The organism is Stenotrophomonas sp. S4, assembly GCF_054187805.2.
In genome coordinates, this window is the sequence record NZ_CM196188.1 from 1,865,296 (window position 1) to 1,890,742 (window position 25,447).

Genomic DNA, 25,447 nt, shown 5'->3' on the forward strand with positions numbered 1-25,447 from the left:
ATGGACTTTTCCCGTTTCTTCATCGACAGGCCGATCTTCGCGGCGGTGCTGTCGATCGTGATCTTCGCCGCAGGCCTGATCACGATTCCGATCCTGCCGATCAGCGAGTACCCCGAAGTGGTGCCGCCGTCGGTGGTCGTGCGCACGGTGTATCCGGGCGCCAACCCCAAGGTCATCGCCGAGACCGTCGCCACCCCGCTTGAAGAGGCCATCAACGGCGTCGAAGGCATGATGTACCTGAAGTCGGTGGCCGGCTCGGACGGCGTGCTGCAGATGACCGTCACCTTCCGCCCGGGCACCGACCCGGACGCGGCGGCGGTGAAGGTGCAGAACCGCGTGGCGCAGGCGCAGGCGCGCCTGCCCGAGGACGTGCGCCGGCAGGGCGTGACCACGCAGAAGCAGTCACCGACCTTCCTGATGGTGGTGCACCTGACCTCGCCGCAAGGCAAGTACGACACGCTGTACCTGCGCAACTACGCCCGCCTGCACGTCAAGGATGCGCTGGCGCGTATTCCGGGCGTGGGTGACGCGCAGATCTTCGGTGGCGGCGACTACGCCATGCGTGCCTGGCTGGACCCGGACAAGGTGGCTTCGCGCGGCCTGACCGCCAGCGACGTGGTGCGCGCGATGCGTGAGCAGAACGTGCAGGTTTCGGCCGGCCAGCTCGGCGCCGAACCGTTGCCGAACAGCCAGTTCCTGACCCTGATCAATGCCCAGGGCCGTCTGAAGACCGAAAAGGAATTCGGCGACATCGTGCTCAAGAGCGGCACCGATGGCGAGATCGTGCGCCTGGCCGACGTGGCCCGCCTGGAACTGGGTGCCGGCGACTACACCCTGCGCTCGCAGCTGGACGGCAAGAATGCGGTCGGTATCGGTATCTTCCAGTCGCCGGGTGCCAATGCACTGGAGATCCGTGACCAGGTCATCTCGACTATGGACGAGATGCAGAAGACCATGCCGGCCGACGTGAAGTACGAAGCGGTGTATGACACCACCATCTTCGTGCGCGACTCGATCAAGGCCGTGGTCTCCACGCTGCTGGAAGCCATCGCCCTGGTGGTGCTGGTGGTGATCCTGTTCCTGCAGACCTGGCGTGCCTCGATCATTCCGTTGATCGCGGTGCCGGTGTCGGTGGTGGGTACCTTCGCCGCGCTGTACCTGCTGGGCTTCTCGATCAACACGCTGAGCCTGTTCGGCCTGGTGCTGGCGATCGGCATCGTGGTCGACGACGCGATCGTGGTGGTGGAGAACGTCGAGCGCAACATCGAGGAAGGCCTGTCGCCCACCGCGGCGGCACACCAGGCCATGCGTGAGGTGTCCGGCCCGATCGTGGCGATCGCGCTGGTGCTGTGTGCCGTGTTCGTGCCCATGGCCTTCCTGTCCGGTGTCACCGGCCAGTTCTACAAGCAGTTCGCGGTCACCATCGCCATCTCCACGGTGATCTCGGCGATCAACTCGCTGACCCTGTCGCCGGCCCTGGCCGCGCGCCTGCTGAAGGCCCACGGTGCGCCGAAGGATGGCCCGAGCCGTCTGATCGACCGCCTGTTCGGCTGGGTGTTCCGTCCGTTCAACCGCTTCTTCAAGTCCAGCTCGGAGAAGTACGAGCGTGGCGTGGCCCGCATCCTTGGCCGTCGCGGTGCGGTGTTCGTGGTCTACGCGATCCTGCTGGTCGGTACCGGCGTGATCTTCAAGCTGGTGCCGCCGGGCTTCATCCCGACCCAGGACAAGCTGTACCTGATCGCCGGTGTGAAGCTGCCGGAAGGTTCGTCGATCGCGCGTACCGATGAAATGCTGCGCAAGGTCGCCAAGATCGCCCAGGAAACCGATGGCGTGGCCCACACCATCTCGTTCCCGGGTTTGAACGCGCTGCAGTTCACCAATACGCCGAACACCGGTGTGGCGTTCATTCCGCTCAAGCCGTTCGCCGAGCGCCATGGCCGCACCGCCGCGCAGATCAATGCCGAGATCAACCAGAAGATCGCCGGTCTGCAGGAGGGCTTCGCGTTCGCGATGATGCCGCCGCCGATCCTCGGCCTGGGCAACGGCAACGGCTACCAGATGTTCATCGAGGACCGCGGCAACCTGGGCTACGGCGCGCTGCAGAATGCCGTGCAGGCAATGCAGGGCACCGTTGCGCAGACGCCGGGCATGGCCTTCCCGATTTCCAGCTACCAGGCCAACGTGCCGCAGCTGGATGCCGAGGTCGACCGCGTCAAGGCCAAGGCACAGGGCGTGCAGCTCACCGAACTGTTCGACACCCTGCAGACCTACCTCGGTTCGGCCTACGTCAACGACTTCAACCAGTTCGGCCGTACCTGGCAGGTGATCGCCCAGGCCGATGGTCCGTTCCGCGAGACGGTCGAGGACATCGGCAAGCTGCGTACCCGCAACGACCGCGGCGAGATGGTGCCGATTGGTTCGATGGTCACCATCAAGCAGACCTTCGGCCCGGACCCGGTGCTGCGCTTCAATGGCTATCCGGCAGCGGACCTGGCCGGTGAAGCCGACCCGCGCGTGCTGTCGTCGGCCGAGGCGATGAACAAGCTGACCGAGATCGCCGGCAAGGTGCTGCCGGTGGGCATGACCACCGAATGGACCGACCTGAGCTACCAGCAGGCGACCCAGGGCAAGGCGGCCTTCATCGTGTTCCCGGTGGCGATCATGCTGGCCTTCCTGGTGCTGGCTGCGCTGTACGAGAGCTGGTCGCTGCCGCTGGCGGTGATCCTGATCGTGCCGATGACCCTGCTGTCCGCACTGTTCGGCGTGTGGCTGACCGGTGGCGACAACAACGTGTTCGTGCAGGTCGGCCTGGTGGTGCTGATGGGCCTGGCGTGCAAGAACGCGATCCTGATCGTCGAATTCGCCAGAGAGCTGGAGATGGGCGGCAAGGGCATCGTTGAAGCCGCGCTGGAAGCCTGCCGCCTGCGTCTGCGTCCGATCGTGATGACCTCCATCGCGTTCATCGCCGGCACCGTGCCGCTGGTGCTGTCGCACGGTGCAGGCGCCGAGGTGCGCTCGGTGACCGGTATCACCGTGTTCGCCGGCATGCTGGGCGTGACCCTGTTCGGCCTGTTCCTCACCCCGGTGTTCTACGTGGCCCTGCGCAAGTTCGTCACCCGCAACGGTGGTGGCCAGCTGGTGCAGCACGGCGAGCCGACCATCCACCACTGACATGGAACCCCGTCGCCGCCGGTCACTGGCCGGCGGCGGCTTTCCCCTCACAAGGCATGCATCCATGAATACCCATCAGAACAAGATCGCGCTGGTCACCGGCGCCACCCGTGGCATCGGCGCGGAGACCGTGCGCCAGCTGGCCCAGGCCGGCGTGCACACGCTGCTGGCCGGCCGCAAGCGCGAGACCGCCGTGGAGCAGGCGCTGAAGCTGCAGGCCGAGGGCCTGCCGGTGGAAGCGCTGCAGCTGGACGTCACCGACGGCGCCAGCATCGCCGACGCCGTGCAGCAGGTGCGCGAACGCCACGGCCGTCTCGACATCCTGGTCAACAACGCCGGCGTGCTGCTGGAAAACCCGGCGCAGCTGCCGTCGGAGCAGTCGCTGGATACCTGGCGCCGCACCTTCGACACCAACGTCTATGCACTGGTCGCGGTGACCCAGGCGTTCCTGCCGCTGCTGCAGCAGGCCAAGGCCGGACGCATCGTCAACGTCTCCAGCATCCTCGGTTCGCAGACCCTGCACGCCGATCCGGCATCGGGCATCTACGATTTCAAGATCCCGGCCTACAACGCCTCCAAGGCAGCGGTGAACAGTTGGACGCTGGCCCTGGCACACGAACTGCGCAGTTCGCAGATCAAGGTCAACACCGTGCATCCGGGCTACGTGAAGACCGACATGAACGGTGGCCAGGGCGAAATCGAAATCGCCGAGGGCGCGCGTTCCAGCGTGCAGATGGCACTGATCGGCCATGAAGGCCCGAACGGCAGCTTCACCTACCTGGGCGAGGTGCTGCCATGGTGATCCGCACGTTGGCGATGGCCGTCTCCAGCCTGGTGCTGGCAGGCTGTGTCAGCGTCGGCCCGAACTACAAGGCCCCGGTGCAGGAACCGGTGGTCCTGCAGAGCGCACAGCAGCCGGTCTTCAGCACCGTCTCGCCGGTGGCCAGCTGGTGGGCGCAGTTCGATGATCCGGTGCTGGAACAGCTGGTGCATGGCGCACTGTCGGACAACCTGGACCTGCGCGTGGCCGTGGCCCGCGTCAGCCAGGCCCGCGCGGTGTTCGTCGAAAGCCGCTTCGACCAGGCCCCGCACATCACCGCAGGCGGCAGCTACGACCGCCGCAAGCAACCCGATCCGCAGCTGGGTGGGCAGCGGGTGTTCAGTGAAAGCTACCAGCTCGGCTTCGACGCCGGCTGGGAGCTGGATCTGTTCGGCCGCAAGCGCCGTGCTGCCGAAGCCGCGCGTGCCGACCTCGGTGCCGAGCAGGCCAACCTGGCCGACGCACAGGTACTGGTCGCCGCCGAAGTGGCACGCAACTACTTCGAGCTGCGCGGCACGCAGAAGCGTATTGCCGTAGCCCAGCACACCCTGGAAAACCTGCGCGATACGCAGAAGCTGACCGAGGCGCGCTGGGAACTGGGCGCCGGCAGCGAGCTGGATGTGCAGAGCAGCCGCGCCCGCCTGAAGGCGATCGAGGCCGACATCCCGCTGCTGGAAGTGGCCGAGGCGCAGTCGCGCAACCGACTGGCGGTGCTGCTCGGCCAGCGCCCGGAAGTGCTGACCGACATGCTCGCGCCGCATGACGTGCCGGCCTTCGCCAAGGCATTGCCGCTGGGCGATACCCGCGAACTGCTGCGTCAGCGCGCCGACGTGCGCGTGGCCGAGCGTCGCCTGGCGGCCGCGACCGCACGCGTGGGCGTGGCCACCGCGGACCTGTTCCCGCGGCTGTCGCTGTCCGGCTTCGTCGGTTTCCTGGGGGGCGATGCCAGCGGCCTGGTCAATGGCAACAACAAGGCCTGGTCGCTGACCCCGTCGCTGAGCTGGGCCGCATTCGACTTCGGCACCGTGCGTGCGCGCCTGCGTGCCAGCAAGGCTGAAGCCGAAGGCGTGGCCGCGCAGTACGAGCAGGCGGTACTGCTGGCCCTGGAAGACACCGAGAACGCGCTGACCCGCTACTCCAAGCAGCAGGCGCGGCTGGCGATCGTGGTCGAGCAGGCGCAGGCGGCACGGCGTGCCGAATCGCTGGCACAGATCCGCTATCGCGAGGGTTCGGAAGACTTCCTGACCCTGCTGGATGCGCAGCGCACGCAGTTGGCGGCTGATGACGCGTTGGCGGCGGCCGAGTCCGAAGTCAATGTCAGCGTGGTCGGCGTGTACAAGGCGCTGGGCGGCTGGGGGCAATCACCGCAGCAACCGAGCGTGGCGCAGGTGCAGTAACCGCAGGGGACGGAGGCAGTGGCTTCCGTCCCCTTCTGCTTTCACGCCCCGCGGCAGCGGTGTGTCCTGCTCCCTGCGTGGGCGGCAGGCGCAGGAAGGGCGGTGCATGCCGTGCACATTGCCATCGTCGTGACGTTTCTGACTCTGCCGGAATGCCGGCCCGCCGTGTAACTAGTGGGTCAGACACACGGGAGGACAGGCGATGGCGGACGGAAGGCGGGATACCCAACGGATGTTGTTCGGCGATCCGGGTCCACCGGGTGCGGGGCTGTCGGTGGCGGTCGTGGTGCTGCTGGTGCTGGCGACGATGGCCGCCGCGGTCGGTTTCCTGCGCCTGCAGGATTCGATGCTGGGGCTGGGCCTGATCGGGGTCGCCGTGTTCCTGGCAATCGGCGCCCGCATCTGCCAGGCGCGCGATCAGCACCAGGCGCTGTATCGCCTGCTGTCGCGGCAGCCGCCGCTATAGCGGTGGCTGCCGTGGGGGTTCAGTGCTTCGGCCAGTCCAGTTCGACGACCAGCGGGAAGTGGTCCGATGGCAGCACGCCGTCGATGCGGCGGTCATCGGTCAGGAAGCTGCGCGCACGGAAGCCGCGCACCAGCACCCAGTCCAGCTGCACGGTGGCCTTGCCGGTGAAATCGTGGAAGGTCAGTCGCGGGCCCTGCGGTGCCTTCACCTGGGCACGGGTGTCCTGCAGCACACGAGTGAATGCCTTGTAGGTGTCACCGCCGGGCTCGCTGTTGAAGTCACCGGTCAGCACCACCGGCAGGTCGGCCGGCAGGCTGGCCAGGCGCTTGCCGATCAGCTCGGCACCCTTCACCCGGCGTGGTTCGTCCTCGTCACGGTAGGGCAGGTGGGTATCCATGAAATAGAAGCGGCGGCCGTCGTCGATGCGGCGGAACAGCGCCCAAGTGACCATGCGCGGATACAGGTTGCCCCAGGTGATGCTGCCCGGTACATCGGGCGTATCGGACAGCCAGAAGTTGCCTGATTCCTCGATCGCCAGCACCGTGCTGTCGTAGAACACACCCATGTGCTCGTCGCCGCTGCCACCGCGGCGGCCTTCGCCGAACCAGCGGTAGCCGGGCAGGTGGCCGGCCAGGTACTCGGCCTGCTCCTGCACCAGCTCCTGGGTGCCGATCACCGCCGGGTGCGCATCGAGGATGACCTTCACCATCGCATCGCGACGGTCGGGCCAGCGCTTGCCGGGTTCGGTATCGGCCGGGGTGCGCACATTGAACGACATCACCTTCAACGGCGCGGGGGCTGCGGCCCAGGCGCTGGTCGCAGGCAGGGCAAGCGCCAGCAGGGCACACAGTACGGGGCGACGGAAACGTGACAACATCGTGGAATCCCTCCATTCCATGAAAACGGTTTCACGGAGCATCGCACGGATTGCCTGTTCATGGCTGTGCGTGCGCTGGCGGTATCCGCCGGTCGCCGCGGCGTATTCAGCAGGGCCTTGACGGCGCATTGACCCGCCCGCGCGGGCCTGCGTGCTAGAACGGCGCTGCCGGCCACTGAATCCGGCGCCGCAGCAACCATCAACGGAACCACAAGGAGCTGTGCCATGTCACGATTGATTCGCGCCCTGCAGGTGTCGCTGAACCTGCGTTCGGACAATTCCACGCAGTGCATCCGTTCCAAGTATCGCTACTGGAATATCTTCTGACCGGAAGGACTCCACGTATTCGATGACATCGCCAGGGAAGGTCGATGATCTTCCCTGGCATTGGAGGCAGGGCATGGATGAGCGGGCAGCGGATGCGGAAGTGGTTTCCATCGATGACCTGCTCGAACGCGTGCGTCGCGAAGGGCCGGTACTGCGCTTCAACAATGATGTTGTCGGCATCTTTGATCCGGCCCTGGCGGTCAGGATCGACAAGGCCAACACCGACCAGCACACCGTACCGGATTCACTGATTGATTTTCTCGGGCTGCGCAGAGGCAGGGATCCGGTTGCGTGGCGCGAGGTGCGGGCACTGCTGAGCGAGCAGGCCGGGCGGCTGGCCAGTCCCGGCCACATGCGCGACCTCTACACGCGCATGCACGGCTTCCTTGCCCAGCGCGCGGACAGGCCGCACGACCTCAGCGAACTGAGCTGGTGGACGATTTCGCAGTCGCTGTTGCCGCTGCTGATCGATGGCCTCAGTCGTTCCGATGTCGATGCGCTCATCGGTGAGCAGAAGACCCGATACAACGCCATCGTGCTGCAGAACTTCTCGTTCTGGCGACGGATCATCGACTTCCATCTTTCCCGCCGCGCGGCCCGCACGGTGTCGCGGCACATCCGGCGTCGTGCACGCGGGACCGTGCCGCGCGAGGACTTCCTGCAATCCCTGCTGCCGCTGGTGCAGCGGGTGGGGGTGGATCGCGTGGCCTATCTGGTATCGATGGTGCTGGCCGGCATGTCGGGCCTGCCGGGCATCACTGCGGCCAGCCTGCTGTACGCAATGCACCGTTTTCCGCACTGGCAGGCGCGCATCCGCGAGGAAACCTCGGCGCTGAGCCTGGAGCAGCTGTACGCACTGCCGATCAAGTCGCTGCCGTGCACGTCGCGTTTCGTCAAGGAAACCCTGCGGCTGTGGCCGGGGCTGTTCGCCCTGCACCGTCCGGCCTCGCACGATATCGATATCGAGGGCGTGTGCATCCGCAAGGGCGGGGCGTACGAGCTGTCGTCCTACTTCCAGCATCACTCCCCGGAGTATTGGCAGAACCCGGACAGCTTCGATCCTGATCGCTGGTTGCCGGAGCGACGCCAGGCCAACAAGGGCGCCTACGTACCTTTCGGTTTTTCCTCGCGGGCCTGCATCGGCAGTGCGGTCGGCCACGCGCAGCTGCTGCTGTTCTGCGCGCTGGTGACCCGCGATTTCGAGTTGACGGTACAGGATGAGCCAACACCGTGGATGCAGCTGGAAGGCTTTGCCATTCCGGTCGACTTCATCGGTACGCTGACGCCGCGCTGCGCGTGACGGCAACGGCAGTGCCTGGATCAGTCTTCAATCTCGCCACGGCGGGCTGCGGCGCGCACCGCCTGCGCGGTGGTAGCCACGCCGAGCCGTTGCCGCGCTCGCCGCAGATGGTTCTCCACCGTGCGTGCAGACAGCCCCAGCGTGGCCGCGATTTCGGCCTGGCGCCGGCCAGCGGCAACCCAGCGCAGCACTTCGCGTTCGCGTGCGCTCAACGCGCCTGCGGGAACATCCGCCGGCGCTTCGGCAAGCCGCCGCGCCGCACGGAAGGCTGACGCACCGACCATTTCCAGCTGCAGGCGCGCGCTGGCCGACGCATCAATCGAGGTGCCGGCGAAGCTGACCGCACCTTCCAGGCCGGTCGGGCCGAACACCGGTACCTGCAACCCATGCAGGCCATCGCCGCGCGGCTGCTTCACCACATGGTAGCGTTCGCCGCGCACGCCCTGGCGCTTGCTCCAGAAGAACGGCGCATTGCTGTCCAGCACATGGCGGTTGACCGGGCAGGCGTGCAGGTAGCGGGTGAGATCGGTATCGCTGCCGTCGCCGAACCAGTCACCCTCGATCCAGTACACGCGCTGCGCGTCGCGCTCCAGCCCGGTTCCGGTGGCGAACACCAGCAGCCGGTCGTAGCCCAGTGGCGAGGCGGCGGCGCGCAGCACGCCGCCCACCGCGGCCAGCGACCGCGCCTGTTCCAGTTCCAGCAGCGCGGGCACCAGCGCAGGCATTGGCTCAGCGCCCGGCCAGCGCGTCGAGCAGCGTGCGCGCGGCCAGCTTGCCCAGCGCATTGCCGGCCAGCGGACTGTCGCCGGTCAGCAGCAGGCGATCCTGCAGCACGCTGCCATCAATGCCCTCGTTGACGATCTGCACGCCCTGCTGGGCCAGGCGTTCACCGAAGAACCAACGCAACTGCCCCGGCATGTAGCCGATCTCCGGTGTCTGCCGGTCCATCGCGTCGGGGAAGGCACAGATGCGGTAACCACGGAACAGCGAACCACCCCCGGCTTCGTCGATACCTGCCGCCAGCAGCGCTGCCGGGCCATGGCAGAGCGTGATGATGTGGCGCTGGCCGGCCATGGCCCATTGCAGCGCGGATTTCACTGCCGTGCTTTCAGGCAGGCCGATCAATGCGCCGTGGCCACCCGGAATGAAGATGGCGGCATAGTTTGAATCGGCGCCCAGGCCAGCCACCACCTCGTCCAGCTGCAACGGCTGGCGGAAGCGCGCCTCGTAGCGTTCGTACAGGGCGCCGATCTCGCGGTCCTCGCGCGGGAAGGCCCACCATTCGAACTTGACGGCGTTGCCGGACAGCGTCGCGACGTCGATATCGAAGCCAGCCTTGTCCAGATGGTACATCGGCAGCAGGGTTTCCACCGGGTGGTTGCCGGTGGAGAACAGGTGGCCATTGGCGGTCGGCAGATAGCGTTCGTCGGCGGCGATCATCAGCACCTTCCAACGACCATCGCGGCGTGCATCCGGATACTCGGCGCCGGACAGGTCGCTCTTCGGCGAGGTGAACTGCGACAGCGAATACGGCGACGGGAAGAAGGCATCGCGCTCGGCCGGATCGGGGCTGGGCTGGCGGCTGGGCTCTTGCGTGTTCATGCGGACCTCCGTTGGGGGAAAGTGAGCCCAGCATAGGAGGCCGCGTGCGCAGGCGCGATGAGGGATTCCCCTCAATGGACGACCACCCGGATGTTGCATCGCGCCACCGGCCCGGTTGGACAGCGGGATTATGTCGTGTTATCTAGCCGGTGCCGGGATAATCCCGGCATAACCACACAGCAAGCAAAGGAATGAAAATGAAAAGATTCGCCCGAGCATTGCGCGTCACTCTGAATATCCATCCGAACGAGAAGAGCAGTGTGTGGAATACCTGGCCGCTCTGGGTCGAGTTCTGATCCTGCGGGGCAACCCCGCGATTGAGCGGTAGCAAGACGAAGGGACTCGTCTTTCGAGTCCCTTCCTGCCGGAGACGCACTGCATGCAAGGGATGTCGAATGAAGGCAGCGCCATTGCTGCCGAGCGCCTGGCTGCGCGCGTGGAGCGCGAAGGACCGGTGCTGAAACTGGAAACCGGCGGTATCGGGGTGTTCTGCCCGGAGCTGGCCGGCAAGGTCGACAAGGAGAATTCCGAGCACCTGTTCGTGGTCGAATCGCTGGCCGACCTGTTCCGCCGGCACGAACGCGTGCGCTGGACCGAAGTACGCAGCCTGATCGCCACCTGCAGTGCTGAGCTTACCGGAGCGCAGACCCTGGAGGCGCTGCAGTCGCGCATGCGGCAGGCGTTGGACGCACTGTGCGGGCGCGAGCTGGATGCCACGCCAGCCGTGTGGAAGGTGATGGCGCATCCGCTGGTGCCACTGGTGATCGACGGGCTCGACGCACGCGGCACCGCGGCCATCGAACGTGCCCTGCATCTGCGCTACACCACCCAGGTCGAGCAGGTCATCCATCGGCGTCATCTGCTGCGCAACTTCCTCATCGGTCGCGGCGAATCGCGGGCGATCGCCGCCGAACTGAAGCGACGCGTACGCGACGGGCGCGTGCCGCTGGACTACGCGCAGTCATTGCTGAGCCTGCGCGAGCGCATCGGCCTGGACAAGGTTACCTACCTGGTCACCGTGCAGCTGATCGCCATTTCCGGCGTGCCCGGCATGATGGCCGCCTGCCTGCTGCTGGCGATGCAGATGCATCCGCACTGGCGCCAGCGCATCGAGGAGGAATTCGCACCGCTCTCGGATGCGGAGATCCATGCGCTGCCGATGGCCAGGATTCCCTGCACCATGCGCTTCCTGAAGGAAGTAATGCGGCTGTACTCCACGCCCTTCAACAACCGTCGCGTGGCCGCCTGCGATCTGCAGGTGGAAGGGCAGGCCATCGCCGAGGGCACGGTGTTCGAGCTGAGCTCGTTCATCCAGCATCGCTCGGCGAAGTACTGGGATGACCCGCTGCAGTTCGATCCCGATCGCTGGCTGCCGGAGCGGCGCAAGCGCACCGCTGGTATCTATGTGCCTTATGGCTTCCCCACGCGTTCCTGCGTGGGATCGGCGGTCGGCAACGCGCAGCTGGTACTGCTGTGCGGGCTGCTGGCGCGCGAATTCCGTTTCACCCCCAGCGCCGGCTACCGGCCCGAGGTGCGCATGGAGGGCTTCGCGATCCCGGCAGCGCTGCACGGTACGTTCTCGCGGCGCACGGCAGGTGCCTGATCTGCCGGGGCCGGCGGCTTACTTCCCCGTTCGTCCGTATTCCTGCATGTCCTCATGCAGGATCCGCCGCAGCTCGATGATGGCCGGCGTGGCTTCCTGCACGCTGTGCCCAGACACGATCACTTTCTCCGAATCCGCGTGCGGCAGGTGCGAGCTCCAGTAGGGCACCAGCCCGTCGTCGGTCTTTTCCAGCGGGCCATCGGCCTTGGCGCGGGCGATGATCGAGTGGTAGTGCACCTTCGGTGACATCGGCAGGTCGGCGACGGCGCGGACGAACGGATCGTCCTTGTCCAGGTTCTGGATGCTGTTCATCTGGTAGCCGTGCTTGCCATCGTTGCGATCGATCTGGCCGTCGTTGGCCAGCGTCGTCACGTCTTCCAGCACGGTCAGCGGCAGCCGTACCAGGCGGCCAATCCAACGGCCGAGGCGGGTGCCGGCCACGTCGGTGCCGCGATGCGGCGTGGCGATGAACACCACCCGCGATACTTCCGGTTCCGGCAGGAAGGTCAGCACCGGCGCGCCCTTGGTGCGCAGCAGCTCGCGCTGGGCGGGCGTCATCTGCGCGGTGGCCAGCAGGGTGTCGACCAGGTGGTCGCCGGAAGAGGACACCATCAAGCGCGCGATCACCCCGCCCATGCTGTGCCCGACCAGCACCATGTCATGCGAGGCCTGCGCCTTGCCGCTGGGGTCGAAGTGCTTGAACACTTCGGCCAGCGTGTGGCGCATTGCATCGTGGCTCATCGCGATGGGCATGTTGGTCGGGTAATAGAACTGCCAGACCTGGAAGTCCTGGCGGATCTCGTCGTCGCGCATCAGTTCGTTGGCCACGTTGACCCAGGCCTCCGGACTGCTGGCCAGGCCATGGATCATCAACAGCACGCGGCGGTTCGGGTCGTAGGGCTGCATCATGTAAAGATGCGGCGTGTCGATGCCGCCCTTGCCACCAAACAACGAGCGCAGCGACTGGTGGCTGAAGTTCGAGCGTGCCAGCCACAGTGCATAGCCCGCAGTGAAGTTGGCCGCCAGCGGCACCTGCTGGCCATGCAGGGTCACTTCCGAGACCTGGTAGGGATCGTGGATCTCCAGTTCCGGCTCGTCGTCATGCAGCACTTCCCACAGGTTCTTGCCCGAGAAGCGCAGCAGCACCGTCATCGAAGGCGAGGGCATCTCGCTCCAGCTCTGCGGGGCTGGGGTGCCTGCCTGCGTGGCAGGCGTCGTTGCCGCAGGCGGGGTGGCCGTGCTGCCGGCAGGGTCGTCCATCACCGCCACCAGCTCGGCACCGAAGCCATCGCGGCGATGCACGCTGCGCAGCGTGCCGGTGAACGACAGCGAGGCCGCCGGTACCAGCTCGGTGGGGGTACGCGTATCCAGCGGCGATGCTTCGCCTGAAGGGGCCAGCACGAAGGTCCAGCGGCCCAGCTGGAAATGGCTGGCCTGGCCGTGCACGCGCCCGGTGGCATACGCGTTGTACAGCTGCACCGAGGCTTCCTGCACAGCCAGGTTGTAGTAGTCGCGCACCTGGGTCTGGCGGTCTTCGAAGCCACGCTGGTTGGCGGTGCGCTCGGTGAAGAACAGGTAGGCGTAGGCCTGGCGCGCGACCTGCATCCAGGCATCGAGGCGCGGCTGGAAGTCGGCATCCAGTTCGGTGATCGCGGTCTTGGCGCGGCCGGATGCCGAGTACTCGCGCTTCGGCGCCGGCAGGGTCATCGCATACTGCAGCCACAGCTCGGCCAGGCTGGAGCGCTTGTCTTCCTCGCGCACCACGATGCTGCCTTCCATCGCCTCGATGCAGGGCAGGCCGGGCTTGGCGCAGACGCCTTCGTCGAGGCCGGCCACCCGCAGGGTCTCGGTCGTCGCCGCGCTGAGCTTGCCGAAGGTGAGGATGTCACCGCGCTTGAGCGCGATGTACTGGCCGGGCGTGACCGAGGCGACCTGCACCGACGGCCCGAACTGGCGCAGCGTCGCGCAGCCGCCCAGGGTGAGCAGCACGGTGATGATGAGGGTCGTGCGGCCGATGAAGCCCAAGCCCGTGGTAGCCATACGATCCTCCTGCGCGGTGGCGCCACTCTAGCGGCCGGCCTGTCAAAGCGGAATAGACCGGGCGGTCGGTTTGGGCCTGGCCGCCGTGGGCGATTCAGCCATTCCCGTGTGACACTGCGGTGAATGGAAGGGACACGGTGATCGCGATGGCCTGGCTTGAAACCCGCATTCCCCCGCCCGTGGTACTGCTGCTGTGCGCCGCTGCAGGCTTTGCAGCACGCTGGCTGCTGCCGGGTTTGCACCTTCGTGTGCCGGTGCCGATCCTGCTGGCAGGCGTGACGATGACGCTGGGTGTCGTGCTCAATCTGCTGCCCAAGCTGTCGTTCCAGCGCGCCGGTACCATCGTCAATCCTCTGCGGCCTTCGGCGTCGAGCGCGCTGGTTACCAGCGGAATCTACCGCCGCACGCGAAATCCGATGTATCTCGGCCAGGCGCTGGTCCTGTTTGGGGCCATGGTGTACCTGCAGAACCTGATCGCGCTGCTGGTGGTGCCGCTGTTCCTGGTGTACATCACCTGGCTGCAGATCCTGCCGGAGGAGCGGGCACTGATGGCCCGCTTTCCGGAGGCGTACGCGCAGTACCGTCATCGCGTGCCACGCTGGCTGTAGCGTCGGCTACCCCATCAGCGGCTGATCTGGCACTTCACCGCTGCCGAATAGCCTTCGTAGTCGTCACCCGCGATCACGTGCAGGGTGTGGCGCTTGTCGATGCGCTTCACGTAGGACGGCTCTTCGGTACTGGCGTGCTCGTTGACCTCGGTCACCGACCAGGCCTTGGCCAGGCGCTTGGAATCGACACCGTTCAAGTACACGAAGAGGCTCTTCTCGCCTTCGGCCACGTTTACATCGGCACTGGTGACCGTGCCGCCAAACAGCGCGACCGGCTTGTCCTCCGGCTCGAACGTGCCGCCTGGCTTCTTGGCCAGGCCGGCCGCCTGCAGCGCATCGATGGCTTCGGCCGCACTGAAGTTCGAGCCGGCCTTGCAGGCCAGCAGCGCTTCGAGCGTGGCGGTGCCGGGGGGCGCGATGGCTGGTGTGGCAGCGTGTGTGGCTGGGGCAGCGGCGAAAGCAGCGAGGAGCAGGGCGAGCGTGGTTGTGGCGGTTTTCATTGCAGATCCTTCTGGCGGTAGCAGGGCGGGGGAATGCAGCGATGGAGGGGGAGCTTCATCCTGATTATGCGCCACGCTTCCTGCACGACGAGCAGGCACAAAAAAGCCGGAACCCCATCGACGGGAGATCCGGCTTCTTGCGGCCTCGACAGGCCATACAGATGGTGGAGGTGGGCTCTATCCCACGAGGCGCGCAAGTTACTGATAAATAAATTGGTTTTCGGCCCCGCATTCGGCGCGTGCCCCCAACGATGCCCCCAGCTACGCGGCCTTTAGCTGGTTCGGTTCCCCGGGATCCGGTTGGGGGCGCTCTGCCAGACGCTGGGCCTGCCAAGCGTCTACCTCCGCTTCGATCCACGCGACCATGCCCTCTCCAAGAGGAACCGAAGCCGGAAACGTGCGCTCATTGATCCTCTTGTAGATGGTGGTCTTGCTCAGTCCAGTGCGGCGCCGGACCTCCGGCATCCGAATAAAGACGAGTGGTTCGTCAGCCATGGTGTCCTCCTTCATTTTGCAGCCAGCGCCGCGCGCTGGGTCTTGGGTTTGCGCTCGGCCAGGCCGAGCTGGAACTGCAGGACGTTGTCGACCGCCGCGGGCACCGCTGCCGGCCGCGCACTGCGCGCCGGGCGATTGAGTCGGCGCCATGCCGCAATGGCCGCATCGGGATCGGCGTGCTTGCTGGTCGACCTGCAGGCGCACTCGACCAGGTGGCCACCGCCGGCGGAGGCGCAGCGCTTGTCGTGGATGTGGCGCGCGCGGTGGCCGGCGGCGCAGTTCGGCAACCCTTCCGGGTGGCTGATATGTTCCTGGGTCATGGCTTGTTGCACTCCTCGATGTGGGCGGCCAGCTTTTCCAGCAGGAAGGCGGCTTGTTCCGACCTCCTGCGGCGTTCGTACGGGTTGAGGGTTGAACGGGCATCCCTGAGCCATTCCAGCGGCTCGACCAGCCATTGCGGATCGAACGGGAGAAGGGTGCGCGGGTCGACCTTCTTGACCAGCGGGGAACAATCGGGACCGGCCCAGTCCTCACTGTCGCCGCAGCGAACGCAGACCCTGCCCTGGAAGTCGTGGACCTTCTCGGGCTGGATTACGCGCGGGGTCTCGAACAGGGCGCGGACGACAAGCCCTCGCTGGTGCCCGCCGTAGACATGGCCGGCGTCTGCCTGCATCCAGCAGCCCGGCGCGTGATCGTCCTTGTGGCGGTACTCCCAGCGCACTGGCTGCGCGGTGTAGAGCGCGGTCATCAGAGTGTCGGACCAGGCACGCACCTGGTCGGCGGCAACAGCTCCGCCGGCAGGATCGACGCGCCGCATGGCAGCTATGACCGCGGCGACAGGTGACGATGCCTTGGTGGCCTCGACAACGGTGGCGGGGGAAACGGGCAGTGGTGCGGTCATGCGAACAGGTCCAGTTGGGCCGGCAGTGCCGGTGCGCGCGGCGGTGCCGGCAGCGGGGCGGGGGCAGTGGCGCGGATGCGCGCGCGCTGTGCAGCGTTGAAGGCGAACCAGAAGCCGTGGCCGTGCCGGCGTCCACGGCATTCCGAGAGGAACACGCGAGCGGTGTGCTTGGCCTGGTTGAAGCCGGTCATGCGAACAGGTCCAGTTGAGCCGGAAGCGCCGGCGAAGGGGCAGCGACGGCCAAGGGCGTAGGCCTTACGCGGATCAGGCACTCCCCCTCGCCGCGCATCTGCCACGGTCTGCCGGTGATGGGCACGAGGTCGTGGTAGCCGCCACCACCGCCCACCCGGTCTTTGACCTTCACCTGGTAGTAGTCGCGGCCACCGAACTGCGTGTGGTGCCCGGGACGCGGCCGTACCGAAACTACAGTGAAAATCGGGATCAAACGATGCCACTCGCTGGCCCGCACTTCATCGTCGTAGTGCCACGAGCCATCCAGATGGCGGTCCATCGAGATAACCTGGTCGCCAACTTTGAATGGCTCCAAGCTCTCGACGTCGCCGTGCGCAGACTTGTGGACTGGCGGGAAGAAGTTGCAGGTGGGGAAGAAAAGCCCGCGGCCGTTGGCGTCAGTGAACTCGGCAATGGGGAAGTAGGCAACCGCGATACCGCCTTCCCGCAGCAGGTAGAAGGCGCTTCCACACTTGGTCGGCCCGGCCGCTTCGTGCTTCCGCAGCGACTGGCGCGACCAGCCGCTTTCCAGCAGGTCCAGGACGACGCGCTCTGCGAGATCCATTCCGATCTCCCGGTGCATCACGCGCTCGCGCTGTGTCTCAGCCATGAGCGCACCTCCGCCAGCACCAGCGCAGCCCATTGCGTGCGGCGCGGCATGCGCGGCTGATCGCCCACAGGGTGACGATGCCATCCAGGAACCCGGCCAGGGCGAACACGTGGACCATTGCAGCGGTGAGCAGCTGGTCAGCCACGGTCGGCCTCCGCCTGATCCACCCGCGTGGCAGAATGCAGATCAATCCAAAGGGAGGCGCCTGAATGGGTGTGTTGGATGGAGTGAGTCAGTGCTGGTGGCTTGGTGAAACATGTGCCGTGAACTGGAATGCTTGGGCGGCAATTGGAACCGTTGCGGCGGTTTTCGCGGCGATTTTTGCTCCATCCGTGCAACGACTGTTGATCAGACGAAAAGCGAACGCACTCTTTGCGCTCGCGTATCGAGGGGACGTGCTTACTGTCCTTGTCAAGCTGGCGTCCATCCGAGATCGATTCCCGCTTCACGAGGAGCAAGGGGCTGCGTGGGCCGCGCAAGAACTTCTCCAGCGGAACGAGTCTGCTCGAATGGAACTCTTGGCGAAGGCCAGGTCTCTCGACGTTCTCACGAAGAGAGAGCTTGATATGAGTAAGTGGCCGGCTGTGGACCTCGATCTTGCGGCCACGCTGGCACGTGCGATGGAATCGGTTCGACACTTTCAAACGGGCGCGGAGGTTCTTGCGGTTCCAGAAGGCGACCGCAACTGGGAACTGATGTTTGGCTCCATAGATGAGGCGCTCCGCGAGGCTATAGCGATGGTTGATCGAGCAGAACTGTCCTTGATGAAAGCCCTTGTTGCGATGCCAAAGTCCTAGCTCAGCTGGTTGCATCTCGCGGTAGATGTAGGCGTTAGCCATTGCCCACCGCCTTGCTGTCGATCAGGGCGTGTAGCTCATCGAAGCACTGTTGCTTGGCTGCATGCGCAGGCGATTCGCCCCACGTTGCGGCGGCCTCGTCCTGCCACTTTTCGGCCAGCGCCAGCAAATCCTTCGCCAGCACCGGGGAATTTTCGCGGACCCACTTCGGCAGCAGAGTGGGTGGCATGGTGTCCTCCCACGGTTTGACGCTGCGCTTGCGCAGGTCGATCAGCTGCAGGACGTGTGCCTCGAGCGCCGTTACCAACGACGGGAAGTCGGATACCTGGTAGAAGCGCAGTAGCGTCGGATCGGGCTGCCCAAGGTCCACGGCCTGCGCGGGCTGGGCGGCGGGCGCTTCGCCGTCAGTCAGCTGTTCCAGCAGCCACTCGAAGGCACCGTTAACGCTACAGCCGCAGTGGATCAAGTCCTTAGCCTGGTCCAGCAGATCTTCGTAGTCGATGCTCGGCGCGTCCCCCTGACCACCCGGGGAGGGCTGGGCAGGCTGGGGGCCGAGAAATGCAGCTTGAATCGCTGCAACCACCCATTCGTGTGGCTGCCAGCTGTTGGTCTCTTCTCTCGTCTGCGGCAGATAGGCGTGTTCGTTGCTGTGGGCAAATGCCGACTCACGCGCCAGCTTGATAGCCCACGCATTCCCCTGGCCATCCAGGGAGGGCTGAACCTGTAAGCTCTCCTTACATGTTGCTGGGGATCGCTGGGCGGGAATGATCGCGTCGTGCAGCTCCATTGCCTGCTGGCTGTAGCCGATCCCGTGAGTTCCGGCGTTGTATGCGTCGCCCAGCAGGTTGTGTGCGCGGTCGAACGGCACAGTGGCCAGCCTCACCTTTCCACCTGGCTGCACGTCAGCCAGCGTTGTCTTGTCGTTGCTCATGCCTGCATGTCCTTGCTGTTGGTGGAGCGCGCGCCGCGCGCCCTGGCTTCAAGTTGTTCGGCCACGCCGAGGTAGTAGGCGTGCCGTTCCAGACGGATCGATTCAGGGAACTGGAAGTGCTTCAGCGACTCTTCCGCCTGCACGCGCCAGGCGGCTGCCTCGCGCGCTGGGTCGTCGTCGAAAATGTCCATCTGGACCGGCTTGGCCATGGGTCAGTGCTTGTCGACGGCGCGATGGCGGCTATAGCCGACGCCTTCGATGGGGATGCCGCACCAGGTCATGCCGTCCAACGCGATGGGCTCGGGCTTGGCGTCGCGCCAACGCTCTTTCGACCCGGCTTTGCGACGCTCCTGCCACTCGGCCTTTGCTTGGTCGCGATGTGGCTTCTGCATGCGGGCCCGGACCCGTCGCTGGCAGTGCATGAGGTCCTGGGCCTGCAGAACGATGCGGGCGGGCTTGTGCCCCTTGGCTACGGTGTAGCCCTCGACGTAGCTCGCGACCTGTTCGCGGATCAGTTCGATCCTCGGGCGCTCGCCGTTGTCCAGCTTGGGGAACTCGGGTTCGTGGTGGAAATCAACGACGACAGAAGTGGTCATGGCGGATCTCGATGTGGAATGGGTTACCGGCTGTTGGAACCCGGCCGGCGCGGGTTCCCTGCGCTACAGGGGGCGAGCGCAGGGCAGGGGGTCAGTGGGTGTCGTCGGCTGGCAGCGGCGTGCGCGCTCTCTCTGCCGAGCGCTGGCGCATCTCCTCGCGGAAAGCGGGCCAGTTGCGCCACAGGTCGCGCACGCCGCACCAGGTGAAGAAGATGACGCCAGCACCAAACGGCGGGAGGAGCGAGCCGGCACCGGCGTAGATGGCGCGCGCGAGCAGCGCCAGCAGCAGGCCGACGACGGCGGCGCAGTAGAAGGGCAGGGCCAGGTGGCGCATTACTCGGTCTCCTGTTCGCTGGTGGGCTCGGCCGGCGCGGGCGTCGGGCCGACGGGCGGGGTGATGGGCGGGATGCCGACGGCCATGGCGGCGCAGAAATCGTTGTCGGTCACGAGGCAACTCCGTCGGCGATGTGGCGCTCGACCCAGGCACGCATGCGCGTCCAACGCTGCTCGGGCGTTTCGTTGTCCCAGCGCCACTCGCCGTCGTTCTCGTGAACGATCTCCGCCGCCATCGCTTCGGCGATACCAAACGCCTTGCTGACGGCCGCGCGGTCGTTGGGGTCGAGGCCAGCCATGTCCAAGCCGCGCTTGGCGCCGATCACCCCCAGCGTGCAGTGGCAGCCGGTGGTGTCCTGCAGTTGCTCGGCAATGAGACGCTTTTCTGGCATCGCGTCGAGCGCATCGCGAAGCTCGATCAGAAACTGCTGCCCGCGCTTGCCGCGCAGGGCGGAAGAAACCGCACCGCGCCAGCAGATCAGCGGCCAGGTGTCGCAATCGTCGCTGTATCCGCTGCGGCTCATACGGCACCGCCTTTGACGCGGATGCTGGGCTTGCCGTCGACTTCGACCGAGGGATAGAAAACCCGGTACTTGCCGGTTTTCAGGTTCTTCGTGCGCACATTGATTGACGCCCAAGGCTTTCCGTTGACGGTGAGGTGCAGGTGGACAGTGGTGCCAACGATCAATGCCTCGCGCTCGACCGCGGGGTGGCCATAGCGTTGCGTGCGAACGATGCAGCGCGCACCCGGCGGATATGCGTCCCAGCCGGCGTCAAACGCGTCCATTGCCGCGCCTTCCAGCACCGAGAGATGAGTGTCCAGCGCCGGGTGGTCGTCGCGATACTGACGGCTCATGCAGCACCGCCTTTGCCGCGCGCGAGGGCGCGTTGGCAGCGAGGGCAGGTCACAGGAAGCGATTCGCAGGCGGTCCAGCCCACGGAACGGCGGCCTGGCGCTGCCCCCCATAGAGCCTTGCCGGTGGCTTCGACATATCCGCCGTTGCGCCGCACCTGGGCGGCGGGGATCGCGTGCAGCTTGGTGCCCTGGCCGCGCTCGAGGCCATTCGCACATCGGCCGGCCAGCTTGGCCGCCAGCACTTCACCAGGCGCGTTCATGCAACACCGCCTTTGGCGCGCATAAGTTGCATGGCGGTGCTGAGGGCGTCGACCATGTCGCTGATAGCCCTTGCGGCGCTGCAGCGGCCTTCGAGGAAGTCGCGGCGGGCGATGATGGCTGCAAAGTCCGCGTTGTGCGGGTGGAAGCCCAGGCGAAGCGCGGCCAGACGCACGGCCTCGGCGACGGCGGCGGCACGAACGCGGCGGGTGGGGAAGTAGAGGATGACGGCGCTCATGCGGCGGCGTCCTGGCTTTCGCCGCGCAGCTGATGTGCGGCGTGCTGGATCTCCACCGAGAGGTGGTCGGCCTCTTCCAGTTCAATGTAGAGGCTTGCAGCGCCCACCTTGATGGCGACCACGCCGAGGGAGGGAATCGCTACGACGGTGGGTGGGGCCTTGCTGACGCCCAGGGAAAGGGTGGCCATGCGTGATCTCCTGTGCCCGGCCCCGGAATAGGGCCGCGTGGGCGACACAGATAGACTACGGAATACCGTAATTAGCTGTCAAACGGAATTCCGTACAGAAGTATGAACGTACGGAATTCGGTTCATAAAAAAGCCCCTCGCTATGGAGGGGCTACCGGGCAGGAGACTCTAGACGCTTTAGGGCAGGCGGCATCCACCTGAACATTCAGTCGGGGACGCTTCGCCCACCGACGGTTCGGCACTTCTCAGAAAACGCTGCTCGGAACTTAGCCTGTATTGCTGGATCATCACTGCCGTTGAACGTTGCAAGCCCGCGACCATCTCGGTTGAAACTGACTACGACCGATTGCGTCACGTTGTTTAGCGCCAGCGGACCGTCGCCTGGTCGGTTAAGCGTGGCCTTGCCGCAGACGTGATAGTGCGTGCCGTCGTCATACGCTCTGAATGAGAAAGGCTCCATGTCGACTTTTATGTCGGAAGCCACCTGACCTCTAATGATTGCCATGCCGGCGGCGACGACTTCCTTTTGGTTTGGCTTCTTACGGAACGTGACCGCCAAGGCCATAAGGGTAACCAGTACTGCCACGATGATCGCTGCCACCGAAAGGGGCGTGAACGTCTTCGCCTTCATCGGCGAAGAAGCGGCTACAGGTCGGCGCTGGGGCGCCCCGCAACCTGGACACGCACTAGCTTGATCGCTGATCTCTCGCTTGCATTCGGCACAATCAATAAGGGCCATTCCGCGTCTCCATACAAAGGAAGGTTGTTCAGAACTTGCGCAGCCCCGCATGAATCAGCGCTTTGCCCAAGATGCTTACATCGCCAGGGTCCGGTCGGTAGGCAGGGAAGTCCGTGTTGACGCTCACCACATATAGGCCGTCCCCTCGTTTCTGGAGCATCTTGATCTGGGTCTCGCCACCGATGTTGATGAGGTAGTAGTCGTCGCCATCGAAGTAGTCACAACTGATATCGATCCAGACAATGTCGCCGTCTTCGAGCTTGGGCCGCATCGACGGCCCGCGGCCGGTGATGATCTGGATACGGCCAGGCTTGGGCAAATAGCCAAGCTTCCGCCGCACCTCCCACTCCGCAACCTCGATGGTTTTCACCACCTCCGGGTAGTCCTGGTTGACCATGCCTATACCCATCCCCGCACCCCCTTCGAACAAGTCGAAGCGAACGTAACCGGGTGGCGTCTCAGTCTCCGAGATCGTTGCGACTGACCTATCTTCGTCTCCCTTTGGTCCCCGGCCTGTTTCAAGCCAGTCGGTCTTAACGCCTAGTCGGGCGGCAATCCTGTGAAGCGCGGTGGTCGACTTCGAAAGGCCGAGCTCTAGGTTCGACAGGGTCGTCGGTGCGATCCCCGCGAACTTCGCCAGCTCGCCCCGGCTAATGCCAAGGGCTTCGCGCTCGGCTCTGATTCTGCTGCCAATGGTCTCCATTTCTGAATTTGAACGGAAAACCGTAACGGAATGCCGTTGACTTTGGTCTACGGAATCCCGTAGTGTTGCGGGCATGGACAAATCTTGGGCTTCCATCATTGGTGACCTGCAGTCGGGGGGGATGACGTATGCCCAGATCGGCGAGGCGATTGGCGCGGCTGGCTCGACCGTCGGTGATCTCGCTTCAGGGCGATCACAGTCGCCCCGCGCAACTACCGCATTCGCGTTGTTGAGGCTGCACGCCGACCGGCTTACTCCGAATCAACTGGGGGACTCCGACGCCGTCCGCATCCTGATCGACAGTCGAATGAGCAAGCGCGCGCTGCGCGCCCGACTTGGTCTCGCAAGCGACAAGCACCTGGCGACCCTGCTGCAGCTCCCCGCATCGCAGGTCGAGGGCTGGCCGGAGGAGGGCGTGTTGCCTGCTCTCCCGCAGATCCAGCGCCTGCTCGGCGGCGAGACAAAGCCGCCCGACGCCGCCCTCCCCACGGATTTCGACCATGACCGAATCACTCAGGTCGACGTGGCCTGACATGCCGCGCGCTGTAGCAGTTCGTTCCACCACTCCCTCCTGACTTTCTCATACGGATATGTACGCAGATCCTTCGAACCTTCGTGACAACCCGATCAAGGTCCGGTTCAACGACACGGAAAAGGCATTGATCGATGCGGCGGCGAACTTCAACGGTCGCCAGCCTGCGGTTTTCGTGCGCGACCTGGTGCTGGCCGGCCTTGCCGCGTTGGAACAGCGTAGCCCCGACCGTGATGTGGCCTGAAGGACCCAACGAGTCCCTGGGGAGGGTCCATGGAAATTCAGCTGTCGCGCGACCAGCGAAAGCAGCTTGAGCAATACGCGGCCTCGCGAGGCATCACGCCCGAGGAGGCCGCAATCGAGCTGGCACGCGGCGAACTTGGGCGCCGCTACCGGCTCCCGCGAAGTAACGGCGAAGTTGTCCCTTTTCAGGGACTGAAGCGACCCGACGACCCTACGAGGTAGTACCGATGAGCAGCTCTCTCGCGCGCTCCACCGATCCGCACACCAGCCATGCCGCTGCTGCCGACCTTGTCGCAAGCGGCGCACTGCGCATCCAGCATGTCAAAGCCGAGGCGGCGGTCATCCGCCATCCGGGCCAGAGCAGCCTCCACCTTTCGACGTTGACCGGCTTGGATCGCCACATGCTGGGTCGGCGCCTACCTGAGTTGGCTCGGGAGGGCCGGATCTGGCGCGGTCCGAGCGCCCCATGCGCGACCACCGGCAAGCCCGCATGCACCTGGTGGCCGGTAGCTCCGGGCCAGAACCTGGCCTTGGGGATTTGACGTGAGCGCACGAGTTACAGGCATGGTCTTCGACCGCTACCCGAAGGGCGGTGGCGAGATGCTGCTGGCGTTGGCGCTTGCCGACCACGCGCACGACGACGGCACGCACATCTTCCCGTCGATTGCGCGACTGGCCGAGAAGACCCGGCAGTCGGAGCGTTCGGTGCAGTACCAGCTGCGCCGCATGGAGCAATCCGGCTGGCTGGTGCTGGTCAACGCCGGCATCGGTGGCCGGCGCAGCGGGTTCGGCGAAGGCGGTCGTACCCGCCAGTACCGGATCAACCCTGAATGGATGAAGGGTGCAGAAATTGCACCCTTTTCAAAGGGTGCAAAACAGGCCTCCGAAGGGTGCAAAACGGCGCAGGAAAGGGTGCAAAACGGCGTCGAAAAGGGTGCAACAGCTATTGCACCCGAACCAAGAGCAACCAAAAGCAACCAAGAGCAACCCTCACACCGCGAGTGTGAGCGCGAGGCCGATCCGCTGGCGCTGACCGCCGAGCAGGTCGACCGCGATCTGGCCGGTTTCGGCAGCACGCCGACCGGCGTCGATCGCGAGCAGCTGGCCAGGTTCGTCCGGCACCGCGCCGCGATCCGCCGGCCACTGTCGGTCCAGGGCTGGTTGCAGGTCCGCCAGCAGCTGCTGGACCTGATCGCCGCCGGCCACGACCCCAACGAATCTCTGAAGCAGACGATGGCCGCCGGCCTGGCGCTGCCCGTAATCCCTGTCGCCCAGCAATCCGCAGGAGCAACCCATGCAAGCCATCAGCACGGTTCTGCCGACCGAATCGAACAGCTCCAGCAGCAGTTCGAAGCCCAACGCCGAGGCGATGGCGGCGGTCACGGCGCTGGCGTCGACCCAGCCGAGTTCGTCGACGCAGAGTTTGCCGTCGTCGGCTGAGCCGGTGAGCGACCAGGCCACGGCCTACCTGTGGGAGTTCTGGAAGCAGATGACGGCGATGTTCCCGGGGAAGTGGGAGCGCGAGAACGGCGCTGCGCCGGTGAAGAAGGACGGCAGCCTGACCATCGCTGGCACGACGTGGTTCCAGGTGCTGAAGGGCCGCACGGTGGCGCAGCACGCGAAGGGCATGCAGTGCTGCCTGACCGAGGGCCGGGAGTGGCCGCCGAACGCGGGCCGGTTCCTGACGATGTGCTTGGACATTCCAGTCATGGCAGCGGTGGAGCGGGAGATGGCGCCGGGCCGGCCGCAGAGCGGGTTCACGGTGTTGGTGCGCTCGCTGCTGGACCTGCACGTCTACGCCTCGGCCGACCACGGATCACAGCAGCGCCGGATGTTGGAGGAGGCCTACACGCGCGCTGTCCAGCACGTGGTCGACGGGAAGCCGCTGCCGCAGCCGGTGCTGGCGATCGAGCAGGAGAAGCATGGCGTGCGGCCGGTGCGTGACCGGGAGTCTGCGCGCGCTGCGATGGAGCGGGCAGCGGCCGAGCTGAACTTCGATGGTGACTGAAGCGGAGCTTGCCCAGGCGGAGCAGGCAGGCCGCTGGGCACGCGATGCCTGCCGCAGTCGGGAATCGGCGCCGCGGT

Annotated in this window: 33 protein-coding genes; 11 read left to right on the plus strand and 22 right to left on the minus strand. The window is 65.6% G+C overall.

Annotation, left to right across the window (positions count from 1 at the left end; genetic code table 11):
* The 4 genes from ACUZUJ_RS08685 (at position 1) to ACUZUJ_RS08700 (ending at position 5,854) form a co-directional block, all read left to right on the plus strand.
* Positions 1–3,171, plus strand: a complete 3,171-nt coding sequence (locus tag ACUZUJ_RS08685; RefSeq protein ID WP_014036828.1) for an efflux RND transporter permease subunit — start codon at positions 1–3, stop codon at positions 3,169–3,171.
* A gap of 64 nt (positions 3,172–3,235) precedes the next feature.
* Positions 3,236–3,973 carry an SDR family oxidoreductase gene (locus ACUZUJ_RS08690; protein ID WP_049445446.1) on the plus strand — a complete coding sequence of 246 codons (738 nt, stop codon included), beginning with the start codon at positions 3,236–3,238 and terminating at the stop codon, positions 3,971–3,973.
* Positions 3,967–5,388 carry an efflux transporter outer membrane subunit gene (locus ACUZUJ_RS08695; RefSeq protein WP_014646790.1) on the plus strand — a complete coding sequence of 474 codons (1,422 nt, stop codon included), beginning with the start codon at positions 3,967–3,969 and terminating at the stop codon, positions 5,386–5,388. Before ACUZUJ_RS08690 ends, ACUZUJ_RS08695 begins: the two co-directional genes overlap by 7 nt.
* Before the next feature lie 202 nt (positions 5,389–5,590).
* On the plus strand, positions 5,591–5,854 hold the full coding sequence (locus ACUZUJ_RS08700) for a hypothetical protein (protein WP_049414598.1): 264 nt from the start codon (positions 5,591–5,593) through the stop codon (positions 5,852–5,854).
* A gap of 19 nt (positions 5,855–5,873) precedes the next feature.
* On the opposite strand, the gene ACUZUJ_RS08705 is transcribed toward ACUZUJ_RS08700, so the two are convergent.
* Entirely contained in the window at positions 5,874–6,731 is an 858-nt protein-coding gene (locus tag ACUZUJ_RS08705) for an endonuclease/exonuclease/phosphatase family protein (RefSeq protein ID WP_049445442.1), read from the minus strand.
* A 400-nt stretch (positions 6,732–7,131) separates the two neighbouring features.
* Here ACUZUJ_RS08705 and ACUZUJ_RS08710 point away from each other — a divergent pair, with 400 nt between their 5' ends.
* The gene (locus tag ACUZUJ_RS08710) at positions 7,132–8,358 is read left to right on the plus strand and encodes a cytochrome P450 (protein ID WP_101765284.1); all 1,227 of its coding nucleotides are present in this window, start codon (positions 7,132–7,134) and stop codon (positions 8,356–8,358) included.
* A 20-nt stretch (positions 8,359–8,378) separates the two neighbouring features.
* Here the strand turns inward: ACUZUJ_RS08710 and ACUZUJ_RS08715 are convergent, their stop codons facing one another.
* Together ACUZUJ_RS08715 and hchA are read right to left on the minus strand one after the other, a co-directional pair.
* Entirely contained in the window at positions 8,379–9,083 is a 705-nt protein-coding gene (locus tag ACUZUJ_RS08715; RefSeq protein ID WP_458220400.1) for a PA1136 family autoinducer-binding transcriptional regulator, read from the minus strand.
* Positions 9,084–9,087: 4 nt separating this feature from the next.
* A complete protein-coding gene (hchA, locus tag ACUZUJ_RS08720; RefSeq protein ID WP_049445438.1) occupies positions 9,088–9,960 on the minus strand; it encodes a glyoxalase III HchA in 873 nt (290 codons plus the stop codon).
* 379 nt (positions 9,961–10,339) lie between these two features.
* Here hchA and ACUZUJ_RS08725 point away from each other — a divergent pair, with 379 nt between their 5' ends.
* Positions 10,340–11,563, plus strand: coding sequence for a cytochrome P450 (locus tag ACUZUJ_RS08725; protein ID WP_235434919.1), 1,224 nt, complete (start codon positions 10,340–10,342; stop codon positions 11,561–11,563).
* A gap of 18 nt (positions 11,564–11,581) precedes the next feature.
* Here the strand turns inward: ACUZUJ_RS08725 and ACUZUJ_RS08730 are convergent, their stop codons facing one another.
* Positions 11,582–13,603 carry an esterase/lipase family protein gene (locus ACUZUJ_RS08730; RefSeq protein WP_458220401.1) on the minus strand — a complete coding sequence of 674 codons (2,022 nt, stop codon included), beginning with the start codon at positions 13,601–13,603 and terminating at the stop codon, positions 11,582–11,584.
* A gap of 146 nt (positions 13,604–13,749) precedes the next feature.
* Between ACUZUJ_RS08730 and ACUZUJ_RS08735 the strand changes: the two genes are divergently transcribed.
* Positions 13,750–14,211 carry a methyltransferase family protein gene (locus ACUZUJ_RS08735; RefSeq protein WP_458220471.1) on the plus strand — a complete coding sequence of 154 codons (462 nt, stop codon included), beginning with the start codon at positions 13,750–13,752 and terminating at the stop codon, positions 14,209–14,211.
* Between the two features lie 14 nt (positions 14,212–14,225).
* Here the strand turns inward: ACUZUJ_RS08735 and ACUZUJ_RS08740 are convergent, their stop codons facing one another.
* The 18 genes from ACUZUJ_RS08740 to ACUZUJ_RS08825 form a co-directional block, all read right to left on the minus strand.
* Positions 14,226–14,711, minus strand: coding sequence for a hypothetical protein (locus ACUZUJ_RS08740; protein WP_101765288.1), 486 nt, complete (start codon positions 14,709–14,711; stop codon positions 14,226–14,228).
* 261 nt (positions 14,712–14,972) lie between these two features.
* Positions 14,973–15,206, minus strand: a complete 234-nt coding sequence (locus ACUZUJ_RS08745; protein ID WP_180843294.1) for a helix-turn-helix transcriptional regulator — start codon at positions 15,204–15,206, stop codon at positions 14,973–14,975.
* Between the two features lie 11 nt (positions 15,207–15,217).
* Positions 15,218–15,526, minus strand: a complete 309-nt coding sequence (locus ACUZUJ_RS08750; protein ID WP_458220402.1) for a hypothetical protein — start codon at positions 15,524–15,526, stop codon at positions 15,218–15,220.
* Positions 15,523–16,107: a hypothetical protein gene (locus ACUZUJ_RS08755; RefSeq protein WP_458220403.1), complete on the minus strand. Its 585-nt coding sequence runs from the start codon at positions 16,105–16,107 to the stop codon at positions 15,523–15,525. The genes ACUZUJ_RS08750 and ACUZUJ_RS08755 overlap by 4 nt, the downstream gene beginning before the upstream one ends.
* A complete protein-coding gene (locus tag ACUZUJ_RS08760; RefSeq protein ID WP_458220404.1) occupies positions 16,104–16,298 on the minus strand; it encodes a hypothetical protein in 195 nt (64 codons plus the stop codon). The genes ACUZUJ_RS08755 and ACUZUJ_RS08760 overlap by 4 nt, the downstream gene beginning before the upstream one ends.
* Positions 16,295–16,948, minus strand: a complete 654-nt coding sequence (locus tag ACUZUJ_RS08765) for a hypothetical protein (RefSeq protein ID WP_458220405.1) — start codon at positions 16,946–16,948, stop codon at positions 16,295–16,297. Before ACUZUJ_RS08765 ends, ACUZUJ_RS08760 begins: the two co-directional genes overlap by 4 nt.
* 137 nt (positions 16,949–17,085) lie before the next feature.
* On the minus strand, positions 17,086–17,787 hold the full coding sequence (locus ACUZUJ_RS08770) for a hypothetical protein (protein ID WP_458220407.1): 702 nt from the start codon (positions 17,785–17,787) through the stop codon (positions 17,086–17,088).
* Positions 17,780–18,676: a hypothetical protein gene (locus ACUZUJ_RS08775; protein WP_458220408.1), complete on the minus strand. Its 897-nt coding sequence runs from the start codon at positions 18,674–18,676 to the stop codon at positions 17,780–17,782. The genes ACUZUJ_RS08770 and ACUZUJ_RS08775 overlap by 8 nt, the downstream gene beginning before the upstream one ends.
* The gene (locus ACUZUJ_RS08780) at positions 18,673–18,885 is read right to left on the minus strand and encodes a hypothetical protein (RefSeq protein WP_046983583.1); all 213 of its coding nucleotides are present in this window, start codon (positions 18,883–18,885) and stop codon (positions 18,673–18,675) included. The genes ACUZUJ_RS08775 and ACUZUJ_RS08780 overlap by 4 nt, the downstream gene beginning before the upstream one ends.
* Positions 18,886–18,888: 3 nt before the next feature.
* A complete protein-coding gene (locus ACUZUJ_RS08785) occupies positions 18,889–19,272 on the minus strand; it encodes a hypothetical protein (RefSeq protein WP_458220409.1) in 384 nt (127 codons plus the stop codon).
* A 91-nt stretch (positions 19,273–19,363) separates the two neighbouring features.
* Entirely contained in the window at positions 19,364–19,606 is a 243-nt protein-coding gene (locus tag ACUZUJ_RS08790) for a hypothetical protein (protein ID WP_458220410.1), read from the minus strand.
* A gap of 109 nt (positions 19,607–19,715) precedes the next feature.
* On the minus strand, positions 19,716–20,129 hold the full coding sequence (locus ACUZUJ_RS08795) for a hypothetical protein (protein ID WP_458220411.1): 414 nt from the start codon (positions 20,127–20,129) through the stop codon (positions 19,716–19,718).
* Entirely contained in the window at positions 20,126–20,461 is a 336-nt protein-coding gene (locus tag ACUZUJ_RS08800) for a hypothetical protein (RefSeq protein WP_458220412.1), read from the minus strand. The genes ACUZUJ_RS08795 and ACUZUJ_RS08800 overlap by 4 nt, the downstream gene beginning before the upstream one ends.
* On the minus strand, positions 20,458–20,721 hold the full coding sequence (locus ACUZUJ_RS08805; RefSeq protein ID WP_458220413.1) for a hypothetical protein: 264 nt from the start codon (positions 20,719–20,721) through the stop codon (positions 20,458–20,460). Before ACUZUJ_RS08805 ends, ACUZUJ_RS08800 begins: the two co-directional genes overlap by 4 nt.
* On the minus strand, positions 20,718–20,957 hold the full coding sequence (locus tag ACUZUJ_RS08810) for a hypothetical protein (protein ID WP_458220414.1): 240 nt from the start codon (positions 20,955–20,957) through the stop codon (positions 20,718–20,720). The genes ACUZUJ_RS08805 and ACUZUJ_RS08810 overlap by 4 nt, the downstream gene beginning before the upstream one ends.
* Positions 20,954–21,145 (minus strand): hypothetical protein, encoded by a 192-nt coding sequence (locus ACUZUJ_RS08815; protein ID WP_005418759.1) that lies wholly within the window; start codon positions 21,143–21,145, stop codon positions 20,954–20,956. Before ACUZUJ_RS08815 ends, ACUZUJ_RS08810 begins: the two co-directional genes overlap by 4 nt.
* 205 nt (positions 21,146–21,350) lie before the next feature.
* Positions 21,351–21,884: a hypothetical protein gene (locus ACUZUJ_RS08820; RefSeq protein WP_458220415.1), complete on the minus strand. Its 534-nt coding sequence runs from the start codon at positions 21,882–21,884 to the stop codon at positions 21,351–21,353.
* Between the two features lie 28 nt (positions 21,885–21,912).
* Positions 21,913–22,587, minus strand: coding sequence for an XRE family transcriptional regulator (locus tag ACUZUJ_RS08825; protein WP_458220416.1), 675 nt, complete (start codon positions 22,585–22,587; stop codon positions 21,913–21,915).
* A gap of 121 nt (positions 22,588–22,708) precedes the next feature.
* Here ACUZUJ_RS08825 and ACUZUJ_RS08830 point away from each other — a divergent pair, with 121 nt between their 5' ends.
* The 4 genes from ACUZUJ_RS08830 to ACUZUJ_RS08845 all read left to right on the plus strand — a co-directional run bounded on the left by ACUZUJ_RS08830 (position 22,709) and on the right by ACUZUJ_RS08845 (position 25,370).
* Entirely contained in the window at positions 22,709–23,119 is a 411-nt protein-coding gene (locus tag ACUZUJ_RS08830) for a hypothetical protein (protein WP_510468078.1), read from the plus strand.
* A gap of 470 nt (positions 23,120–23,589) precedes the next feature.
* Positions 23,590–23,904, plus strand: a complete 315-nt coding sequence (locus ACUZUJ_RS08835) for a winged helix-turn-helix domain-containing protein (protein WP_458220418.1) — start codon at positions 23,590–23,592, stop codon at positions 23,902–23,904.
* 22 nt (positions 23,905–23,926) lie between these two features.
* Complete coding sequence (locus tag ACUZUJ_RS08840; RefSeq protein WP_458220419.1) at positions 23,927–24,802, plus strand: helix-turn-helix domain-containing protein; 876 nt, start codon at positions 23,927–23,929, stop codon at positions 24,800–24,802.
* Positions 24,803–24,806: 4 nt separating this feature from the next.
* The gene (locus ACUZUJ_RS08845) at positions 24,807–25,370 is read left to right on the plus strand and encodes a hypothetical protein (RefSeq protein ID WP_458220420.1); all 564 of its coding nucleotides are present in this window, start codon (positions 24,807–24,809) and stop codon (positions 25,368–25,370) included.
* Positions 25,371–25,447: the final 77 nt, after the last annotated feature.

Coding starts and splice junctions, on each gene's coding strand:
- ACUZUJ_RS08685 (WP_014036828.1), top strand. CDS start 1: ATGGACTTTTCCCGTTTCTTCATCGACAGGCCGATCTTCGCGGCGGTG.
- ACUZUJ_RS08690 (WP_049445446.1), top strand. CDS start 3,236: ATGAATACCCATCAGAACAAGATCGCGCTGGTCACCGGCGCCACCCGT.
- ACUZUJ_RS08695 (WP_014646790.1), top strand. CDS start 3,967: ATGGTGATCCGCACGTTGGCGATGGCCGTCTCCAGCCTGGTGCTGGCA.
- ACUZUJ_RS08700 (WP_049414598.1), top strand. CDS start 5,591: ATGGCGGACGGAAGGCGGGATACCCAACGGATGTTGTTCGGCGATCCG.
- ACUZUJ_RS08705 (WP_049445442.1), bottom strand. CDS start 6,731: ATGTTGTCACGTTTCCGTCGCCCCGTACTGTGTGCCCTGCTGGCGCTT.
- ACUZUJ_RS08710 (WP_101765284.1), top strand. CDS start 7,132: ATGGATGAGCGGGCAGCGGATGCGGAAGTGGTTTCCATCGATGACCTG.
- ACUZUJ_RS08715 (WP_458220400.1), bottom strand. CDS start 9,083: ATGCCTGCGCTGGTGCCCGCGCTGCTGGAACTGGAACAGGCGCGGTCG.
- hchA (WP_049445438.1), bottom strand. CDS start 9,960: ATGAACACGCAAGAGCCCAGCCGCCAGCCCAGCCCCGATCCGGCCGAG.
- ACUZUJ_RS08725 (WP_235434919.1), top strand. CDS start 10,340: ATGCAAGGGATGTCGAATGAAGGCAGCGCCATTGCTGCCGAGCGCCTG.
- ACUZUJ_RS08730 (WP_458220401.1), bottom strand. CDS start 13,603: ATGGCTACCACGGGCTTGGGCTTCATCGGCCGCACGACCCTCATCATC.
- ACUZUJ_RS08735 (WP_458220471.1), top strand. CDS start 13,750: ATGGCCTGGCTTGAAACCCGCATTCCCCCGCCCGTGGTACTGCTGCTG.
- ACUZUJ_RS08740 (WP_101765288.1), bottom strand. CDS start 14,711: ATGAAAACCGCCACAACCACGCTCGCCCTGCTCCTCGCTGCTTTCGCC.
- ACUZUJ_RS08745 (WP_180843294.1), bottom strand. CDS start 15,206: ATGGCTGACGAACCACTCGTCTTTATTCGGATGCCGGAGGTCCGGCGC.
- ACUZUJ_RS08750 (WP_458220402.1), bottom strand. CDS start 15,526: ATGACCCAGGAACATATCAGCCACCCGGAAGGGTTGCCGAACTGCGCC.
- ACUZUJ_RS08755 (WP_458220403.1), bottom strand. CDS start 16,107: ATGACCGCACCACTGCCCGTTTCCCCCGCCACCGTTGTCGAGGCCACC.
- ACUZUJ_RS08760 (WP_458220404.1), bottom strand. CDS start 16,298: ATGACCGGCTTCAACCAGGCCAAGCACACCGCTCGCGTGTTCCTCTCG.
- ACUZUJ_RS08765 (WP_458220405.1), bottom strand. CDS start 16,948: ATGGCTGAGACACAGCGCGAGCGCGTGATGCACCGGGAGATCGGAATG.
- ACUZUJ_RS08770 (WP_458220407.1), bottom strand. CDS start 17,787: ATGGCTAACGCCTACATCTACCGCGAGATGCAACCAGCTGAGCTAGGA.
- ACUZUJ_RS08775 (WP_458220408.1), bottom strand. CDS start 18,676: ATGAGCAACGACAAGACAACGCTGGCTGACGTGCAGCCAGGTGGAAAG.
- ACUZUJ_RS08780 (WP_046983583.1), bottom strand. CDS start 18,885: ATGGCCAAGCCGGTCCAGATGGACATTTTCGACGACGACCCAGCGCGC.
- ACUZUJ_RS08785 (WP_458220409.1), bottom strand. CDS start 19,272: ATGACCACTTCTGTCGTCGTTGATTTCCACCACGAACCCGAGTTCCCC.
- ACUZUJ_RS08790 (WP_458220410.1), bottom strand. CDS start 19,606: ATGCGCCACCTGGCCCTGCCCTTCTACTGCGCCGCCGTCGTCGGCCTG.
- ACUZUJ_RS08795 (WP_458220411.1), bottom strand. CDS start 20,129: ATGAGCCGCAGCGGATACAGCGACGATTGCGACACCTGGCCGCTGATC.
- ACUZUJ_RS08800 (WP_458220412.1), bottom strand. CDS start 20,461: ATGAGCCGTCAGTATCGCGACGACCACCCGGCGCTGGACACTCATCTC.
- ACUZUJ_RS08805 (WP_458220413.1), bottom strand. CDS start 20,721: ATGAACGCGCCTGGTGAAGTGCTGGCGGCCAAGCTGGCCGGCCGATGT.
- ACUZUJ_RS08810 (WP_458220414.1), bottom strand. CDS start 20,957: ATGAGCGCCGTCATCCTCTACTTCCCCACCCGCCGCGTTCGTGCCGCC.
- ACUZUJ_RS08815 (WP_005418759.1), bottom strand. CDS start 21,145: ATGGCCACCCTTTCCCTGGGCGTCAGCAAGGCCCCACCCACCGTCGTA.
- ACUZUJ_RS08820 (WP_458220415.1), bottom strand. CDS start 21,884: ATGGCCCTTATTGATTGTGCCGAATGCAAGCGAGAGATCAGCGATCAA.
- ACUZUJ_RS08825 (WP_458220416.1), bottom strand. CDS start 22,587: ATGGAGACCATTGGCAGCAGAATCAGAGCCGAGCGCGAAGCCCTTGGC.
- ACUZUJ_RS08830 (WP_510468078.1), top strand. CDS start 22,709: ATGACGTATGCCCAGATCGGCGAGGCGATTGGCGCGGCTGGCTCGACC.
- ACUZUJ_RS08835 (WP_458220418.1), top strand. CDS start 23,590: ATGAGCAGCTCTCTCGCGCGCTCCACCGATCCGCACACCAGCCATGCC.
- ACUZUJ_RS08840 (WP_458220419.1), top strand. CDS start 23,927: ATGGTCTTCGACCGCTACCCGAAGGGCGGTGGCGAGATGCTGCTGGCG.